Source organism: Streptomyces xinghaiensis S187 (genome assembly GCF_000220705.2).
Taxonomy (GTDB): Bacteria; Actinomycetota; Actinomycetes; order Streptomycetales; family Streptomycetaceae; genus Streptomyces; species Streptomyces xinghaiensis.
Genome location: NZ_CP023202.1, coordinates 6,911,725 through 6,927,730 on the forward strand (window position 1 = coordinate 6,911,725; position 16,006 = coordinate 6,927,730).

The window sequence follows — 16,006 nt, forward strand, 5'->3', positions numbered from 1 at the left end:
CCGGGCCCGGCCGTGGTGCCGGACGCTCAGGATCACAGCCTTGGCGTTCACCGCCGTAACGATGTTCCCCGAGGCCGGGATACCCCCTTGGGGTTTTGTCTTTGATACCCCAGGGGGTATAGTCGGCCGCAGGGAAGAGACCAACGAAGGGAAAGTGCCATGTGCCAGCGTGTTACCTGCCGTACCTGCGGAAAGTTCACCTACTCGGGATGCGGTGGACATGTCGACCAGGTGCTGGCGGGCGTCCCGGCCTCCAAGCGCTGCGACTGCGACTCGGCGGCGGGCAAGGCCAAGGCCGGCGGCTCCGGCTGGAAGTCGCTCTTCGGCCGGGGCTGACGCGCGGCGCCCCACCGCGCACGCCCGTGCGCGGTGGGGCGCTCGCATGCCGTGGGCCGGCACACGGGGTCCGGCCGCAGCCGGCGCCGCGGCGGAAGACCGGGACCGGCGCCGGGCCGCTCCGGCCTCCGGGCCGGTGACGTGGCTCACGGGGAACCCCCGACGGTCGTCCCCGCCCGCGGGAGGCGTCCTACCGGCGCACGAGGATCGAGTCCACGGCGCTGGTGACATTCTCCCCGAAGGCGTCCGTGTAGCGCGTGTCCAGGGCGTACCGCCGCCCGTCCGACTCGAGGAAGGCCAGCAGTTCGGCCCGCTTGACGATGCTGTCCTCGATGACGAGGTAGTCGCCCGGCCGCGCAACGGTGTCGAAGTGCGCGAGGACGCCCCGGACGTTGACGTGGGCGTCCTCGACGACCAGCCACGGGTGTTCCAGGGCCGACAGCTCGGCCAGGCCCAGCACCGTCCCGATCTCGGTGAGGTCGCCCCGGCGGAAGGTGACGCGCGCGTCCCGCGCGGCCACCGGGTTCCGGTCGACGGAGAGGACGGCCGGCTCCAGCCCCGCCGAAGCGGCGACGTCCGCCATCCAGACGGCGCTCGCCCCCGAGCCGGAGCCGAGTTCGATGATGCTCGCCGGCCGCAGCTCGGAGATCAGCATGGGGATGATCGCGGCATCGTAGACGGACTTGACGAGCGGCAGACCCGCCCAGGTCAGGGTCGACACGACGCCCTGACTCCGATGGATGGTGCGCTGGTCGGCGGCCATCGCCGCGTGCACCTCCCGCAGCGATCTGCGGAGTCTCTCCGTGGGATCGGCGAACCGGGGCGCCTCCGCCCGGCGGAGAAAGTCGGTCAACTCCGTCACCGCGGCGCGGAATTGCCCCGACCGGCGGGAATCCGGCGCGCCGTCGAGGGCGGAGTGCGCGATCTCGGCGAGCAGCAGCATCCTGTTGTCGAAGAACGTGGGAACGCCGTTCTGCGCCGCCACCTTCCTCCGTACCACCCTGCGGGACCCCGCGATGGCCGACGCCACATCGGCGTCCGGGAGGAACTCCCCGTCAGCTCCGGCTGCTTGTGGTGCGTCCTGCATCGATTTCCTCTTCCTGTCCGACATCCCCGTCGTCACCGATGCCGTCGCCCGAGGACTCCGTGCCGGAGGCGGCGACGCGGCGGGCGTAGGCGAGGAGCGCGTCCGCGCGGCCCGGCGGGTCCCGCCGGGCGGCGGCCGTGACGGCTCGCCGTATCTCCTCCGGCCCGTGGAGAGCGCCGTCCACCACCACCGCCACCCGCTCCGGCGCGAGCAACTCCGCTGCCCGGGCGCGAAACCGGTCCGGGGTGAGGCCCTCCGGCGGGTGCTCCGCCGGTACGGCCGGCGACACGGCGCCGGCTGCTGCCACGGCCGCGGGGCTGCCGGTGGTGGCGGCGCTGTCCCGCCGGTACGCCTCGACCGTGCTGCGCAGGTCGTCCGCGTCCACCTCCCCGGCCGCGAGGCCGAACAGCTCGCCGAGCGCGGTCACTGCGGCCGGGGCCACCAGGGCCTGGGCCACCTCGAAGCGGAGCCGGAGCGAGCAGACCCCGCCGTCCTGCCACAGCTCGCCGTGCACGGAGTAGGCCAGGGCGGAAGCGTCCCGCAGGGCCCGGGAGAGCCGGGACGAGGCGGTTGCCACGAGGAGGCGGCGGGCGATCTCCAGGATCAGGGGGGCGTCGTCCCGGGCCGTGGCCCGGACCCCGAGCATCACCACGCACCCCCCGCCCCCGGTGCGTCGCCGCAGGGTCAGGGGCCGCACCCGGGCAGCGAAGTTGTCCGCCGGGCTCGGCCGGCCGGGCTCCGAAGACCCCCGGTGCAGCCTCTCCGCCGCCGTCTCCGGCGCCGGAGACGGGCAGGCCCGGACGAGGGCGCGCAGGTCCACCCGCGCGAGGTCGGCGGCGACCACGAGGTCGCGGGGCGCGCTCAGCACGCCCCGGTGAAAGGCGTGCACGGCGTCGGCGTCGACGCGCGCGGCGGAGCCGGCGTCACCGGCCATGCCGCGTCCGTACCGGCTGCCCGGGAACAGTGCCGCGTCGAGCAGCGGTCCCGCGGATCCGCCGGGTGCCCGGCGGGCCGCGGCGAGGGCCCGGCCGCGGTGCCGCGCGAGTGCCCGCACCTCCTGAGGCGTGGGGCGGAACGCGCCGAGGACCCGGGCCAGCAGGGCGAGGGCGTCCGCCAGGCAGTCCGGAGTCGAGTCGAGCGTGAGCCGGACCGCCTGCCACCCCAGGCTGAGAGTGAGGGTCGTGCCCAGCTCCTCCAGCCCGGTCTCGAAGCACTCCCGCGCTCCCCGCTCCCCGGCTCCGCCGTCGCGGCGCAGGAGCACCGCCCAGGTGGACCCGGTGCCCTCCCGGCCCGGGGGGTCCGCTCCCGCACCGTGCCGCAGCAGCAGGGACGCGGAGGCCGTCAGCCTGCCGGGCAGGTGGACGGGGACCAGCCGGGTCCGGGGCGTCCGTGCGCGGGACGCCCTCACCGCGCGGTCTCCGCGGCCACGGTGCCCGCCTCGTCGCAGACGAGGAAGGTCGCGGCGGCCGTGCTGCGCCCGGCGGCGTGCACGACGGCCTGCTCGGTGACGTCGGCGACCGCCTCGGCCGCGGTGTACGCGTGGTGCGCCCCGCCGGTGACGCGGGTGTGGACGGCGAACGCCTCCGCCCGCCGGGCGGGGTCGTCCAGCCCGGCGAGCCGCTGCCACCGGACGAGCCGGACGGCCCGCTGGAGTTCCCGGGGCGCGAGGCCGCCGGAGACCGAGGTGAGAGCGGTCCGCACGCCGTCCAGCAGGCGTGCCCCGGTGGTGCCCGGTGTGGCGGCCACCGCGCCGTAGAGCAGCGAGCTGCCCCGCTCCAGTTCCCACGAGGCCAGCAGCTCCCCGGCCGGGCGGGCGATGCGGGCGCCGCGTACGGCCGAGCGGAACAGCCGGCTGCCCCTGCCCAGGCCGAGAACCGCCGCCAGCACGGCGTACGCGGGGTGTTCCCGGGCGCCGTACGGCGGAGTGTGCAGCAGGGCGTACACCCGGGGCGGGGTGCCTCCGGGGCAGGTGGTCCGGGCGACGGCGGGTGAGGTGCGGAGCGGGCCGGAGGGCCGGTCCGGGGGTGGCGGGACGTCGCCGCCCCCGGGGGCGGCGCCGAGGGTGGTGGCGGCCGTGCCGGCCACCGTGTCCGGGTCCAGGTCGCCGACCACGACCAGGGTGGCCCGCTCGGGCCGGTAGTGCAGGCGGTGGAAGCGGGCGACCTCCTCCGGGGAGAGGCGGCCCAGCGCGTCCGTGTCGCCCATCGACGGGTGGCGGTACGGGTGGCCGGGAGGGTACGCGTGCTCGAAGAGCAGCCGCGCCGCGTCGCCGAAGGGCCCGCGGCAGCGCTCCCGTTCCTCCCGCCGGACCAGCGCCAGATGGCCGGCGAGGGCCCGCTCGTCGAACTCCCGCGCCAGGTTGGTCATCCGGTCGGCCTCCATGGCCAGGGCCAGCGGCAGCAGTTCGGACGGGACGGTCATGGTGAAGGCCGAACGGTCCTGGTTGGTGGACGCGTTGACGTCCCGGGCGCCGGCGCGCCGGAGGGTCTCCAGGAAGTCGGGGTGTCTGCGGGTGCCCAGGAACATCAGGTGCTCCAGGAAGTGCGCGAGACCGTGGTGGCCGGGTGCCTCGTGCCGGGAACCGACGTCGTACCGCAGGTGGACGTGGAGCCCGCGCAGGGCCGGGTCCCGCTGGGCGACCACGGTCAGCCCGTTCGCCAGGCGCGTGGTGGACAGCGGGCCGTGCGGGGCGTCGTACCGTTCCACCGCTGCTCAGACCCTGGCGTAGGCGAAGCGCACGGGCAGGGCCAGGCAGTGGCCGGGATCCAGCGCGAGCACCAGGCGCTCCTTCGCGAGGCGGGCCAGCGCACGCCGGTCGCCGGGGTCCGGGGCGGCCGGGGCCGCGTATCTGCGCAGCAGGTGCCCGTAGGGCCGGTCCGGGACGGTGTGGCGGCGCGGTGCCCGTGCGTCGCGCAGGTCGTCGACGACGACGAAGCCCGGTCCGCGCCGCAGGGTCAGCAGGGGCGCGGGCGGGACGGGCCAGGCCGGTCCGGCGTCGCCCCGCGGCGGGTCCAGATGGTGCAGCAGCTCTGCCGGTACGTCCCCGGTGCCGCCCTCCCAGTAGACCCGCAGGCCGGTCCCCGCGGCCTCGGTGAGCAGGTGCAGGAAACGCACGGTCGCGGCAGGGTCGGTGGTGGAGAGGCGGACGGGACGGTTGATCACCAGGCCGCGCATGCCCGAGCGCGCCCAGGCCGCCAGCGTCTCCCTGCCGGGGGCTTCCTCGGGCGAGCAGGGCACCAGGAGGGAGGACCGGGTGGTGGTCCGGGCCGGTTCACTCATGGCCGAGTCCGGTGGGCAGGGCCACGTACCGGCCGTCCTCGTGGAAGAGCCAGCGCCGCTCCCGCCACTCCTCCAGCAGTCCGGTCACCCGGTCCTCGGTCCCCGGGATGCCCTGTGCGGTCACCTCGCGGGTGACGCCCGCGGCGGAGCGGCCCTTCAGGGTGGCGCGGAAGGCCGCGACGGCGAGCGGGGTGCGGAGCACCTCCTGGACCGGGGTGGGGCTGCGCTCGTCGACGATCCGCAGTGTGTCCCCCTCGGGGAGCGCCACCAGCCGGCGGCCCCGGTGGTGGGCGCGCCAGGTGTCCACGGCGGCCCGCAGGCGGTCCGCGACCTCCTCGGAGATGCCGGCGGGTCTGCTCTCGAACACGTAGCCGATGTCGGCCACCTCCTCGGCGGGCAGCCGGTAGACCTTCTGCAGCAGCCCGGAGGGGCCGAGGTTCTCCAGGCCCAGCGCGGGGTCGTTGTAGAAGGGGCTGAAGCGGGTGAGGACGGCCCGGTAGACACCCTCGGGCGGGGTGAGGTGCCAGAGCCCCGGCAACTGCTCGATGATCTGCTCGTAGTCGGCCTCCGTCTCCCCGGGGAAGCCGTAGAGGAAGTTCCAGCCGGGGAAGACGGCGACGGTGCGGCTGTCCCGCAGCAGGCGTACGTTCTGCCAGCCGGTGACGCCCTTGCGCATCAGCCGGAGCACATGGGTGCTCAGGCTCTCGATGCCCGGCTGGACCTGGGTGACCCCGGCGTCGGCCAGCACCTTGAGCTGGCCCATCCCGAGGTTCGACTTGATCTCGAAGAAGAGCCGCAGGTCCCAGGGCTGCTCGGCGAGCTTCGGCAGCAGGTCGCGGAGGTAGCCCATGTCCATGATGTTGTCCGCGAAGACGACGTCGAGGACCTGGTGGTCGCGGACCGCGTTGGCGATCTCGGCCAGGACGCGGTCGGAGGACTTCGCCCGGAAGGCCATCAGGGAGCCGTTCAGGCCGCAGAAGGTGCAGTGGTGCTTCTCGCCCCACCAGCAGCCCCGTCCTCCCTCGAGCTGGATCTTCGGCTCCACGTCCGCCACCGCCCGGGCGGCCCGGAAGGTGGCGAAGTAGCCGCTGAGGTCCGCCTCGGGAACGGCGTCGATGGGAAGCCCCGCCGACGGCTGCTCGTTGGCCCGCGCCCGGCCCCCGGCGTCCCGCCAGCACAGGCCGGGGACCGCGGCGAGCCGTGCCGCCGCCGGGGCAGCGCCCGGCTCCGTACGGGCCAGCAGCCGCAGCAGCGCGGGGAAGACCGACTCCCCCTCGCCGCGCACCACATAGTCCAGGAAGGAGAAGTTCCGGTGCAGCGCCTCGCCCTGCACGTCGTCGCAGTTGGCGCCGCCCATGACCGTGACCACCCCGGGAGCCCGTTCCTTGAGGGCGCGGGCCAGGGCCAGACTCGGCATGTTCTGGTCGAAGGTGCTGGTCATCCCGACCAGGTCGTACCCGCCCGCGGCCAGTTCGCCGGCGAGCGCGTCGACGAAGCCGGAGCTGAGCCGGTACATCTCCACCGCTGCCCGCAGATCGGCCCCGCTGCCGGTCGCCGCGGTGTGGAAGGCCGACCCGACCGGTTCCTCGAAGCCGTACAGGGCGGGCGAGAAGATCCACTCACCGGTCGCCACGTAGTAGCCGTCGACGATGCGCCCGTAGTCGGCGCTGCCGATGGCGCCCCCGGTGCGCTCGTGGACGTGGTCGGCCCAGCGGATGTTGGCGTAGACGGTGTCGACCGCGTCGACCTCCTCCAGCGCGCGGGCGGCCGGCGCGAGGGTGCTGATGGCCATCGAGGGCATGTCGAGCGCCGCCCAGGGCATGCACACCAGCGCCACCCGCAGCGTGCGGACGGGCCCCCGCTCCGGGGCTTCGGGAAGGCCGAGGAACTCCGTCGTGGGCATGGGCCTGCTCCTTCACACGCGGGCGTTGACGGGCTTGGGCAGGTGCGTCCCCCGGTAGTCCGCGCGCTCGATGCCGGCACCCTCGGTGAACGCCTCGTCGAAGGACACGTCCCAGACGTACGCGGACCAGAAGTCCGCTCCGCGGAAGGCCGTTCGCCGGCAGGTGGACTCGCGCAGGTCGGAGTGGCGGAGGTCGGTGCGCCGCAGGTCGGCCTCGGTGAGGTCCGCGCCGAAGAGGCTGGCACGGCGCAGCGTCGCTCCCGAGAGGTCGGCGGAGCGCAGGCCGGCGCGGGCCAGGTCGGCGCTCTCCAGCCGGCTGCCCGAGAGGTCGGCGCCGGAGAGGTCCGCGCCGGTCAGCCGGGCCCCCGTCAGGTCCGCGCCCCGCAGGTCCGCGCCGCGCAGGTCGGTTCCGGCGCCGTGGCCGCGGAGCAGGAGCCAGCCGTCGACGAGCGCCAGCGTGCGCAGGCCGGTCTCCTCCTTGACGACGAGGGCCAGGGTCCGCATGCCCAGGCCGGCCGCGGCGACCTCGGCCGCGGTCCGCGCCAGGGGCACTCCGGCGGCGGGCAGGGGGGAGGCGAGGACCGGGTCGGTGCCGGCGGGCCCCCGCAGCCGGCCGTCCAGCGGCAGCAGGCCGCAGCCGCCGGGGCCGGCCGCGTCGTCGCCGACCTCGGCCAGCACCACATCCAGCAGGCTATGCACGGGTTCTGCTCCTCTCGTCACCCGTCCGGGGGGCCCGGACGGGTTCGCCTTCCATGAAGAAGAAGTTCTGGGTGAGCCGGCCTTCCCCGGGGGCGTCGCCGAACAGTTCGGTGATGCCGTGGAAGAGGCGGCCCCCTCGGAAGACGACGCACCGGTTGTAGGCCAGCTCCACCTCGTGGAGGGTTTCCCACCGGTCCTCCGAGGCGGTGTCCCGCAGGACGTACCGCTCGTCGAACTCCTCCCTGCTCCGGCAGCCGAAGCGGGCCAGCTCACCGTCCGCCGGGACCCGGTCCAGGCCGGTGGGGAGGTGGCGGTAGAACCCCAGCCCTCCCCGGGCGTGTTCGGCCGGCGAGAGGTAGACCACGGCCGTCCAGTCGACGAAGTCGAGGTGCACGCGGGTCTGCCCGGCGTCGGACCGGGTCGCGATCCGGAACTTGCCGAACACCAGCTGCCGGGGGTCGTGGAAGACGGGGGCGCCGACGATCTCCGCCAGGCGCCGGGCGTGCCCCTCGGAGGCGTAGGCCTTGACGCTCTCCCGGCCGGGGAAGTTCGCCGCCTCGCCGAAGCCGCGGTACTCGGCCGCGAGGGCCAGCTCCCTGACGCGGTCCGGGTCCTGGTAGAAGCCGTCGACGACCAGGACGTCGCCGCCGAGCGCGCGCTCGACGCGGGGGGCGGTCACCGCGCCGCCGCTTCCGCCGGGGCCGGCATCCGGCGCACCGCGCCGGGGACGGAACGGACCTCGTTGAAGAAGAAGTTGTGGGTGATCCGCGCGTTGGCCGGACGGTCCCCCAGCCCGCCGAGCGGCGCGTGGTAGAGCTCGCAGCCGCGGAAGAGCACCAGCCGGTTGTAGACCGGGGCGACCCAGTCCGTCAGCTCCCACTTGCCGAGGTCGGCCATGTCGCGCCGGGCGACGCCCTCCTCGAAGGCGTCGGCGTCGGCGAACCCGAGCGACCTCGCCACCCGGTCGCTGGGCGGCCGGCTGAACCCCGTCTCCCGGTGCCGGAAGAACCCGGTGCCCGCGGCGGCGGGCGCGCCGGGGGTGAGGTAGACCATGCCGGCCCAGTCGACCGCGGTGTCGGCGTGCACCTTGGTGGCCCGCCCGGTCTCCTCGGTGATCACCCGGAAGCCGCCCCAGGTGAGCCGGTCCCCGTCCACGTGGACCGCCGACCCCACGATCCGCTCGATCGCCCGCTGGAGCGCGTCCGTGCTGAGCGCCTTGTTGCTCTGCCAGCCCGGGTAGTTGTACCGGCTCGCGCTCTTGAAGTCGGAGCGGAGCGCGGCGGCCCGCACGCTGTCCGGGTCGGCGTAGAAGTCGTCGACGACGATCAGTCTGCTGCGCATCACGAGGCCCTCTCTTCATCGAAGAAGAAGCGCTGGGTCAGACGTCCGTCGGCCGGGCCGGTGCCGAAGCCCGAACTCGCCCGGTGGAAGCGGGTGCCGCCGCGCAGCAGGACCAGGCGGTTGTAGACCATGCTGACGCGGGACATCTCCTCCCATGCCTCCGGCCGTACCTTGTCCGGGAAATAGACGTCCTTCATCCAGTGCTCGCGGTCGTCGTAGCCGAGCTCCACGGCCTTCGCGTCGTCCGGCGGGCCCAGGAGGCCGCTGTCGCGGTGCCGGAAGAAGGACAGGCCGCCGTCGCACCGGCCGGGCGGGACCAGGTAGACGATGCCCGCCCAGTCGGTGTCGTCGTAGTGGGTGGTCAGCGGGACGTTCGCGGACTCCCCGGTGAAGGCGAACACGCCGAAACCCATCACCGCCGGGTCGTACCGCACGCGGATGCCGAGGATCTCGCCGAAGGCTTCGGCGACCCCGCGCCCGGCGAAGGAGTTGTAGGTCTCGGCGTCGTAGGTACGGCCCTCGTCGGTCTTCTGCGGTGACCAGTCCCCCCTTTCCAGGGCCAGGGCGCGCACCCGGTCCGGGTCCGCGTAGAAGTCATCGACCACCTGCAGTGTCTTGTCGATCGGACTCTCCTCTCTTCCCTGTGACGATGCGGCCGTCCCCGAGGCGGAGCCGGAGGAATCCGGCCAGCAGCAGATACGCCGCGCCGCTTGCCAGGTAGGGGACCCGCAGGGCGTCCCGCAACCCGAGTGGTCCGGCGGCGGCCTCGACGAGGAGTCCGCCCAGGAGCATGCCGACGGCGCTCATTCCGAACGTCACCGTGCGGAAGGTGGCGTTGACCCGGCCGAGCTTGGCGTCGGGCACCGCCAGCTGCCGTACGGTCAGCGTGGTGACGCTCCAGAGCGCCACGCCGGCGGAGGCGAGTGCGTACAGCCCGACGACGACCGGCACGGCCGGTATCAGACCGACGCCGAGGAAGCACAGCGCCATCGCCCACAGCGCCGCCGTCAGCGAACGCTCGACGCCCCACCGGTCCAGCAGCCGGCGCGCGTACTGACTGCCGGCGACGCCCCCGAGGGCCGCGCACGAGAGCAGCAGCGCGTAGCCGAGGGCGTCGAGGCCGAGGGTCTCGCGGACGAAGAGCACCTGGCCCGCGAGCATGGTCGCGTAGAAGCTGTTGAGGACCACGGCACTGGCCGCCAGGACGCGCAGGAGCGGGTCCCGCCACACCAGGTGCAGGCCGGCGCCCAGCTCCGCCCGGACCGAGCCGCTCCCGGCGGGCGCGGGCGGCGGCGGGTCGTTCACGCGGCGCCGCATCAGCAGGAGCGCCCCGGCGGAGGCACCGTTGAGCAGGGCGTTGCCCAGGAACGGTACGGCCAGCCCCGATTTGAGGAGCAGGCCGCCGAGCGGCCGGCCCACGAAGTCGTTCGAGAGGATCTGGCTGGCCCGGACGTGGCCGTTGGCCCGTGCCAGGCCCTGCCCGGGGACGAGCAGCGGAACCGCGGTGTCGGCGGCGACGCCGTAGGCCACCTCGGTCGCTCCGAAGAACAGGGCGAAGAGCGCCAGCACGGCCACCGGTACGTCGGTGGCCAGGAGCAGCACCCCCAGCACCAGCATGGCGGCGGCCCGCGCGGCGCCGGTGACGGCCATCAGCCCGACCCTGGGCAGCCGGTCCACGAGGGCGCCCATGGGGAGCGCGAACAGCAGCCACGGCAGGCGCTCCGCCATCGCGACCAGCGCGATGGAGAAGGCGTTGTCGGTGACCGTGGCCGCCGCCCAGGTCAGCGCGATGAGCGTCATGCCGTCCGCGAGGCTGCCCGCCGTCAGACAGGACCAGAAGAGCCAGAACCGTGACGGCAGCGACGACTTCCGGGGAGGAGCCGGTGCGCTCATGAGGCGGCCGTCACGGCACTCGTCCGCTTCAGCAGGCGGTTCGTCCAGGGCCACTCGGGCACCAGCGGGTTGGCGGCCATGGCGAGGGCCTGGGGGAGAGCGGTCCTGGTCAGCCAGTCCGGATGCTCCACGGCCAGCGACTCCGCCTCCTCGGCGATCCAGTCGCCGTACCACCCGAGCGAGGTGTCCCCGCCGAACGTGAGCGCGGCCGCGACGGTGGGCAGCAGGGCCGCGGCGGGGTGTCCGCGCCGGGCGAGCTCCAGGGTCGTCGGGACCGCCACCTCCCGGCGCAGGTAGAACTCCCGGGTCCCCACGGCGGAGGCGTCGGCACCGGCGGCCTCGGCGTGGGCCCGGACCTCGGCGAGCATCTCCGGCCAGCGCCGGGCCATTTCGGCGTCCAGCTGCTCCGGGGTGCGGGGGACCGACCCGCCGGCGTCGTCGTCCTCGGGCGGGTCCGCGGCCACGCGGAAGTCCGCCGCGCGGGCCAGCCGCAGCCGTTGCAGCGCCAGCACGGCCTCGTCCGTGGGGGAGAGCCGGGCGCCGCGGCCCGCCTCCGCGCCGCGGACCGTTCCGGCGGGGACGTCCTCCCGGGTGTCCCGGAGGACGACCGTCATGTTGCGGCGGCAGGAGAGGTAGGCGGCGTGCGGCCAGAGGGGGGCCAGCAGGCCGGCGAGCACGTGCTGGGGGGACGGCGGGGCGAGGGGCCGCAGGTGTTCGGGCAGTCCCCAGGCGTTCAGCAGCGCCGTGCCGCCCGGCGCGACGGCGCCGCGCACCCGGCGCCAGAAGGGCTCGGTGAGCAGGAAGTCCGGGTACGACTCGCCGGCGTAGATGTCGATCACGACGAGGTCGTAGCGCTCGCTGCCGTCGAGGAAGGCGGACGCGTCGGCCACCACGGTGCGGAAGTCCGTCCCGGGGAAGTGCTGCCGGAAGAGCGCGCGCGTCACCGTCACCATGTCCGGGTCGAGGTCCACGGCGGTGACGCGGCTCCCGGGTGACGCCGCGAGCAGGGGACGCAGCGATCCGCCGTACCCCAGGCCCAGCACACAGACCGTGTCCGCCGGGCCGGCCAGCGGGCCGACCGCGAAGTCGTCGGGCTGGTTCCCCACGAAGACCCGGTCGCCGGCGAGCAGGGTGGCCGAGGTGCTCAGCAGCAGGGGGGACGCGCTGTACATTCCACTCCTAGCGGGCGGTCACGGTGCCACGGTCGGGGACCGCCGGCGCGCGAGGCGAGCTCGCACCAGCGGTCCCCGAGCGACTAGCGGACGCGGGCAGGTCAGGACAGTGCCAGCACGTCGTCGACCTCGGCCTGCTCGTCCTCGCTCAGCGGGACGAAGGTCGCGAACATCGGCATGTTGTTGTTCGAACAGCGGGAGTACACCGCGTGGTCGAACTCCTCGAACAGGGGCTCGTCGTTCTGCGCGTGCTCGGCCATGTGCTCTCCTATCGGAAAAGGGAACTCGCATCGCTCGCTTGCGCCGGCGCCGGACCGCCCAACTGCCTCTGTGCACAAGACAGTTCGGCGTTCCATAGACGGTTGGCCGAATCATGCCCAAGACGCGGACGATCGGCAAGAGGCCGCCGCGGCAGGTCAGCGCAGGACGCACGGGGCCTTCCCTCCGATATCGGGCACCCGGGAACCGGTGCGTGTGATTCCAGATGCGGCAGTGCCGGGTGGGAAGGAGGAGCGGTGGCAGGCGGTACCCGCTCCGGTGGCCCGGCGGCCGGATCCGGCCACCCGCGCGATCGCCGGCGCGCCGCACATCCGGACCCGTCACTCCGGGCGCCGCGCCCGGGAGGTGCCGGCGCCGTGCCCCGTTCACGGCCGCGGGGCCCGGCTCCGGGCAGGGCCGGCCGGCCCGCTCATCAGGGCCGTTGGTCCCGCCGGAGCACCCCCGGCCCGGACGTACATTAGGCATGCCTAACCTCAGATCGGGCCGGGGCGGGGTCCTGTTCCGGCCCTGTCGGACGGCTCCCGGCCGGGAAGAAGGGTCGAACCGTGACCTTGTACGAATGGCGGACCTCCGAGCCCGTCCGGCTGCGCCGGATCGCGGCCGACCGCGAGCTGCGGCTGCGCCTGCTCGAACTGGGCTTCGTCCCCGGGACCGAGCTGCGCGTACTCGCCCGGGGCCTCGCGGGCGGGCTCGTGGTCGCGCACGGTGACACCCGGACCGCGCTCGACAACCGCACGGCCGCGGCACTCGTCGTCCACGGAGCGCCGCGGTGAAGCCCTGCTGTGAGGCCCACGGCGCGGCCGCGGCCCCCGGCGCGACGGCGGTCCGCGACGGCGCGCCCCTCCGCGTCGTCCTCGTCGGCAACCCGAACACGGGGAAGTCGACCCTGTTCAACGCCCTCACCGGCGCCCGCCAGAAGGTCGGCAACTGGCCGGGCAAGACGGTCGAGGTCGCCTCCGGCACCTGGCGGCCCGCCGTCCGGGGAAGCGGGGGAGCCGGGGGAGCCGGGGCACACCTCATGTCGGTCACCGACCTGCCCGGCACGTACAGCCTCGTCCCCGCCTCGCCGGACGAGGAGCTGACCCAGGACCTTCTCGTCTCCGCGGACCCGGCCGAGCGGCCCGATGTGGTGGTGGCGGTCCTCGACGCGGCCAACCTGGCCCGGAACCTCTACCTCTGCGCCCAGCTCAAGGACACCGGCGTGCCGCTCGTCGTGGCGCTCACCATGACCGACATCGCCGGGCAGCGGGGCCTGCGGATCGACGACGCCGCCCTCGCGGCCGGGATCGGCGCCCCGGTGGTACGGGTGTCCGCCCGGGAGGGACGCGGCCTGCCGGAACTCGCGGCCGCGGTCGAACGGGTGCACCGGCACGGGGAGGTGCCGCCCCCGGCCGGCCTCGGCGAGCCGGTCGAGTCGGCCGTACGGGACCTGCTCCGGGCCCTGGCGCGGCAGGCTCCCGGCGAACGCCGCCCCGCGCGCTGGATCGCGCTGCGGCTGCTCAGCGGCGCGCGGGTGCCCGGCGTTCCGGAAGAGGTGCCGGCACTGGCGGCGCGGCTGGGGGAGCGGCTGGCCGCCGGGGCCCGGTCCGCGGCGGAGGGCCGCACGGCAGAGGAGGGCACCGGCCAGGAGGGCACCGGGGAGGACGGCACCCGCGGCGGCGCGGGCACGTACGACGAGACGTACGACGAGACGTACGACGAGACGTACGACGAGGACTGGGACGTGCAGACCCTCCTCGCCGAGGGCCGCTACGCATGGGTGCACCGGCTCATGGCGGCCGCCGTGCACCGCGGCGGGGACGCCGGCACCGCCCGCGCCCCGCGCAGCGACCGCGTCGACCGGGTGCTCACCTCCCGCCTCTTCGGCCTGCCGGTCTTCCTGGCCTCGATGTGGGCCGTCTTCCAGGCCACCACCACCCTCGCGGCCCCGCTGCAGACCGGGCTGTCCGACTTCTTCGCCGGGCCCGTCGCCACCTTCGCGGCACGGCTCACCGGGGACCCGGACGGCAATCCGCTCGCGGGGCTCGTCGTCCACGGGATCGTTCCGGGCGTCGGGCAACTGCTGTCCTTCGCACCGCTGATCGTCATCATGTTCGTCCTCCTCGGCCTGCTGGAGGACTCCGGGTACATGGCGCGCGCCGCGTTCCTCGTCGACCGACTGATGCGGACGATCGGACTGCCCGGCAAGGCGTTTCTGCCGATCATCGTCGGCTTCGGCTGCAACGTTCCCGCGCTCTCGGCCGCCCGCATCCTCGGCGACCGGCGGCAGCGGCTGCTGCTCGGCATGGTGCTGCCCCTCGTCACCTGCAGCGCGCGGCTGACGGTCTACATCCTGATCGCCGGCGTCTTCTTCGGCAGCAGCGCCGGGACCGTGGTGTTCTTCCTGTACGTGCTGTCGGTGCTGCTGGTGGTCGGCGCCGGACTGCTGCTGCGCCCCCTGCTGTTCAGGGGAGCGCGCGCCGACGCCCTCGTCCTCGAACTGCCGCCCTACCGCCTGCCCCTGCCGCGGGTGGTCGCGGCCCAGGCCTGGCAGAAGCTCGCCGCCTTCCTGAAGACCGCGGGAGGCGTCATCGTCGCCACGGTCGCCGCCGTGTGGCTGCTCTCCTCCATCCCGCTGGGTGCCGCGCAGGACGGAGCGGGCGCGGACGGGGGCTTCGGCCGGGTCGCCGTCGAGGACAGCGCCTTCGGCGGGGTCTCGCGGGCCGTCGCCCCGGTGTTCGCCCCGGCGGGCTTCGGCGACTGGCACGCCTCCGCGGCCCTGATCCCCGGCTTCGTGGCCAAGGAGGCCGTGGTCTCGACGATGGCGCAGACCTACGGCACGGAGGAGCCGGCCGACGGCCGGGAACCCGGGACGCTCGGCGAGGAACTGCGGCGCACCTTCGACCACTCCTCCGGCGGCCACGGCGCCGCCGCCGCCCTCGCCTTCATGGTCTTCCTGCTGGCCTACACACCGTGCGTGGCGACGGTCGCCGCGCAGAGTTCGGTGATCGGCCGCCGTCTGACGCTCTGGAGCATGGTGACGATGATGGCGATGGCGTGGCTGCTGGCGGTGGCCGTCTTCCAGGTGGGAAGGCTCATCACATGAGCCCGCTGCGCCGGGTGCTCACGGCGGTGACGGAGGGCCGCGCCCGCACCCTGGACGACGTGGCCCGGGAGGCCGGGGTGTCCCGGGACGAGGCCTCGGCGATGCTCGACTACTGGGTGTCCCGGGGACGGCTGACCCGCGAGGAGATCACCCCCGGCTGCCCGCCCCGGGGCTGCGGCGGCTGCCCGATGGCGTCCGGCTGCACCACGAGGACCCCCGGCAGCGCCCCGGCCCTCATCACCATCGGCGTCCGCCCGCGGCGCTCCTGACACCGGGTCCGCACGGAGCCGCAGCCCTCCGGGCGGGAGTGCCGCCGCGGCGGAGCCCGATCGTGGAGGATCACGTCATGGACGAACGAGACGAACGAGACGAACGAGTCGAACGAGTCGACGAACAGGACCGGGTCATCGGTGTGGTGGGGAGGAGGGACGCGATCCGCAACCGGTGGCTCTACCGCATGTCGATGGTGCTGTGCCGGGACCCGGAGGGCCGCTACCTGGTGCACCGGCGCCCCGGGAACAGCTCCCGGTTCCCCGGTGAGTACAGCTGGCTGATAGCCGGGGCGGTGGGCGTGGGGGAGGCGTACGAGGACGCGGCCGCCCGGGAACTGCACGAGGAACTGGGGGTCCGCGCGCCGGTGCGGCCGGTGTTCCGGTTCCTGTGCGACGGGCAGTTGTCGCCGTACTGGTTCGCGGTGCACGAGGCGGTCGTCGAACCGGAGCGGATCGCCCCCGATCCGGCCGAGATAGCCGGTCACACCTGGCTGTCCGGGGCGGCCCTGAACCGTGCGCTGGAGGAGTGGCCCTTCGTCTCCGACAGCCTCGACGCGGCGGCCCGCTACCGCGAGCTGGTGCCGGGGGCGTTCGCCTGAGCGCGGGGGCCGGCCGGGTGGCGGGGCCGCCCAGTCCTCCCCCTCACCCGGCTGTGCCTGC

17 protein-coding genes are annotated in these 16,006 nt (G+C 74.5%); 5 read left to right on the forward strand and 12 right to left on the reverse strand.

Features of this window, described 5'->3' with window-relative positions:
• Positions 1-159 precede the first annotated feature (159 nt).
• Entirely contained in the window at positions 160-336 is a 177-nt protein-coding gene (locus tag SXIN_RS31665; protein ID WP_185831325.1) for a hypothetical protein, read from the forward strand.
• A gap of 190 nt (positions 337-526) precedes the next feature.
• Here SXIN_RS31665 and SXIN_RS29625 read toward each other — a convergent pair whose 3' ends face one another.
• From SXIN_RS29625 to SXIN_RS31670, 12 genes are all read right to left on the reverse strand, one after another.
• Positions 527-1,423, reverse strand: coding sequence for a CmcI family methyltransferase (locus SXIN_RS29625; RefSeq protein WP_157916359.1), 897 nt, complete (start codon positions 1,421-1,423; stop codon positions 527-529).
• Positions 1,392-2,831, reverse strand: coding sequence for a peptidase M16 family protein (locus SXIN_RS29630; protein WP_095757813.1), 1,440 nt, complete (start codon positions 2,829-2,831; stop codon positions 1,392-1,394). The genes SXIN_RS29625 and SXIN_RS29630 overlap by 32 nt, the downstream gene beginning before the upstream one ends.
• Entirely contained in the window at positions 2,828-4,129 is a 1,302-nt protein-coding gene (locus tag SXIN_RS29635) for a M16 family metallopeptidase (RefSeq protein WP_019707903.1), read from the reverse strand. Before SXIN_RS29635 ends, SXIN_RS29630 begins: the two co-directional genes overlap by 4 nt.
• Positions 4,130-4,135: 6 nt before the next feature.
• Positions 4,136-4,702: a DUF5825 family protein gene (locus SXIN_RS29640; protein ID WP_095757814.1), complete on the reverse strand. Its 567-nt coding sequence runs from the start codon at positions 4,700-4,702 to the stop codon at positions 4,136-4,138.
• Positions 4,695-6,605 carry a RiPP maturation radical SAM C-methyltransferase gene (locus SXIN_RS29645; RefSeq protein ID WP_095757815.1) on the reverse strand — a complete coding sequence of 637 codons (1,911 nt, stop codon included), beginning with the start codon at positions 6,603-6,605 and terminating at the stop codon, positions 4,695-4,697. Before SXIN_RS29645 ends, SXIN_RS29640 begins: the two co-directional genes overlap by 8 nt.
• Before the next feature lie 12 nt (positions 6,606-6,617).
• Positions 6,618-7,304 carry a pentapeptide repeat-containing protein gene (locus SXIN_RS29650; RefSeq protein WP_238153893.1) on the reverse strand — a complete coding sequence of 229 codons (687 nt, stop codon included), beginning with the start codon at positions 7,302-7,304 and terminating at the stop codon, positions 6,618-6,620.
• Positions 7,297-7,983 (reverse strand): DUF6445 family protein, encoded by a 687-nt coding sequence (locus tag SXIN_RS29655; protein ID WP_095757816.1) that lies wholly within the window; start codon positions 7,981-7,983, stop codon positions 7,297-7,299. Before SXIN_RS29655 ends, SXIN_RS29650 begins: the two co-directional genes overlap by 8 nt.
• Entirely contained in the window at positions 7,980-8,645 is a 666-nt protein-coding gene (locus tag SXIN_RS29660; protein WP_050930718.1) for a DUF6445 family protein, read from the reverse strand. Before SXIN_RS29660 ends, SXIN_RS29655 begins: the two co-directional genes overlap by 4 nt.
• Positions 8,645-9,250, reverse strand: coding sequence for a DUF6445 family protein (locus SXIN_RS29665; RefSeq protein ID WP_019707900.1), 606 nt, complete (start codon positions 9,248-9,250; stop codon positions 8,645-8,647). The genes SXIN_RS29660 and SXIN_RS29665 overlap by 1 nt, the downstream gene beginning before the upstream one ends.
• Positions 9,240-10,538: an MFS transporter gene (locus SXIN_RS29670; RefSeq protein ID WP_019707899.1), complete on the reverse strand. Its 1,299-nt coding sequence runs from the start codon at positions 10,536-10,538 to the stop codon at positions 9,240-9,242. Before SXIN_RS29670 ends, SXIN_RS29665 begins: the two co-directional genes overlap by 11 nt.
• On the reverse strand, positions 10,535-11,710 hold the full coding sequence (locus SXIN_RS29675) for a spermidine synthase (protein ID WP_095757817.1): 1,176 nt from the start codon (positions 11,708-11,710) through the stop codon (positions 10,535-10,537). Before SXIN_RS29675 ends, SXIN_RS29670 begins: the two co-directional genes overlap by 4 nt.
• A gap of 101 nt (positions 11,711-11,811) precedes the next feature.
• A complete protein-coding gene (locus SXIN_RS31670) occupies positions 11,812-11,970 on the reverse strand; it encodes a hypothetical protein (protein ID WP_019707897.1) in 159 nt (52 codons plus the stop codon).
• 564 nt (positions 11,971-12,534) lie between these two features.
• On the opposite strand from SXIN_RS31670, the gene SXIN_RS29680 reads away from it, so the two are divergent.
• The 4 genes from SXIN_RS29680 (at position 12,535) to SXIN_RS29695 (ending at position 15,945) form a co-directional block, all read left to right on the forward strand.
• Positions 12,535-12,762: a FeoA family protein gene (locus tag SXIN_RS29680; protein WP_019706257.1), complete on the forward strand. Its 228-nt coding sequence runs from the start codon at positions 12,535-12,537 to the stop codon at positions 12,760-12,762.
• Positions 12,759-15,074: a ferrous iron transport protein B gene (feoB, locus tag SXIN_RS29685; protein ID WP_095757818.1), complete on the forward strand. Its 2,316-nt coding sequence runs from the start codon at positions 12,759-12,761 to the stop codon at positions 15,072-15,074. The genes SXIN_RS29680 and feoB overlap by 4 nt, the downstream gene beginning before the upstream one ends.
• Positions 15,071-15,343, forward strand: a complete 273-nt coding sequence (locus SXIN_RS29690; protein ID WP_019707895.1) for a FeoC-like transcriptional regulator — start codon at positions 15,071-15,073, stop codon at positions 15,341-15,343. The genes feoB and SXIN_RS29690 overlap by 4 nt, the downstream gene beginning before the upstream one ends.
• Positions 15,344-15,420: 77 nt before the next feature.
• Positions 15,421-15,945 carry an NUDIX hydrolase gene (locus SXIN_RS29695; RefSeq protein WP_039820667.1) on the forward strand — a complete coding sequence of 175 codons (525 nt, stop codon included), beginning with the start codon at positions 15,421-15,423 and terminating at the stop codon, positions 15,943-15,945.
• Positions 15,946-16,006 lie beyond the last annotated feature (61 nt).

What these genes read in the sequence shown, in the direction of transcription:
- SXIN_RS31665 (WP_185831325.1), top strand. Translation starts at nt 160, where the DNA reads ATGTGCCAGCGTGTTACCTGCCGTACCTGCGGAAAGTTCACCTACTCG.
- SXIN_RS29625 (WP_157916359.1), bottom strand. Translation starts at nt 1,423, where the DNA reads ATGCAGGACGCACCACAAGCAGCCGGAGCTGACGGGGAGTTCCTCCCG.
- SXIN_RS29640 (WP_095757814.1), bottom strand. Translation starts at nt 4,702, where the DNA reads ATGAGTGAACCGGCCCGGACCACCACCCGGTCCTCCCTCCTGGTGCCC.
- SXIN_RS29645 (WP_095757815.1), bottom strand. Translation starts at nt 6,605, where the DNA reads ATGCCCACGACGGAGTTCCTCGGCCTTCCCGAAGCCCCGGAGCGGGGG.
- SXIN_RS29660 (WP_050930718.1), bottom strand. Translation starts at nt 8,645, where the DNA reads ATGCGCAGCAGACTGATCGTCGTCGACGACTTCTACGCCGACCCGGAC.
- SXIN_RS29670 (WP_019707899.1), bottom strand. Translation starts at nt 10,538, where the DNA reads ATGAGCGCACCGGCTCCTCCCCGGAAGTCGTCGCTGCCGTCACGGTTC.
- SXIN_RS29675 (WP_095757817.1), bottom strand. Translation starts at nt 11,710, where the DNA reads ATGTACAGCGCGTCCCCCCTGCTGCTGAGCACCTCGGCCACCCTGCTC.
- SXIN_RS31670 (WP_019707897.1), bottom strand. Translation starts at nt 11,970, where the DNA reads ATGGCCGAGCACGCGCAGAACGACGAGCCCCTGTTCGAGGAGTTCGAC.
- SXIN_RS29690 (WP_019707895.1), top strand. Translation starts at nt 15,071, where the DNA reads ATGAGCCCGCTGCGCCGGGTGCTCACGGCGGTGACGGAGGGCCGCGCC.
- SXIN_RS29695 (WP_039820667.1), top strand. Translation starts at nt 15,421, where the DNA reads ATGGACGAACGAGACGAACGAGACGAACGAGTCGAACGAGTCGACGAA.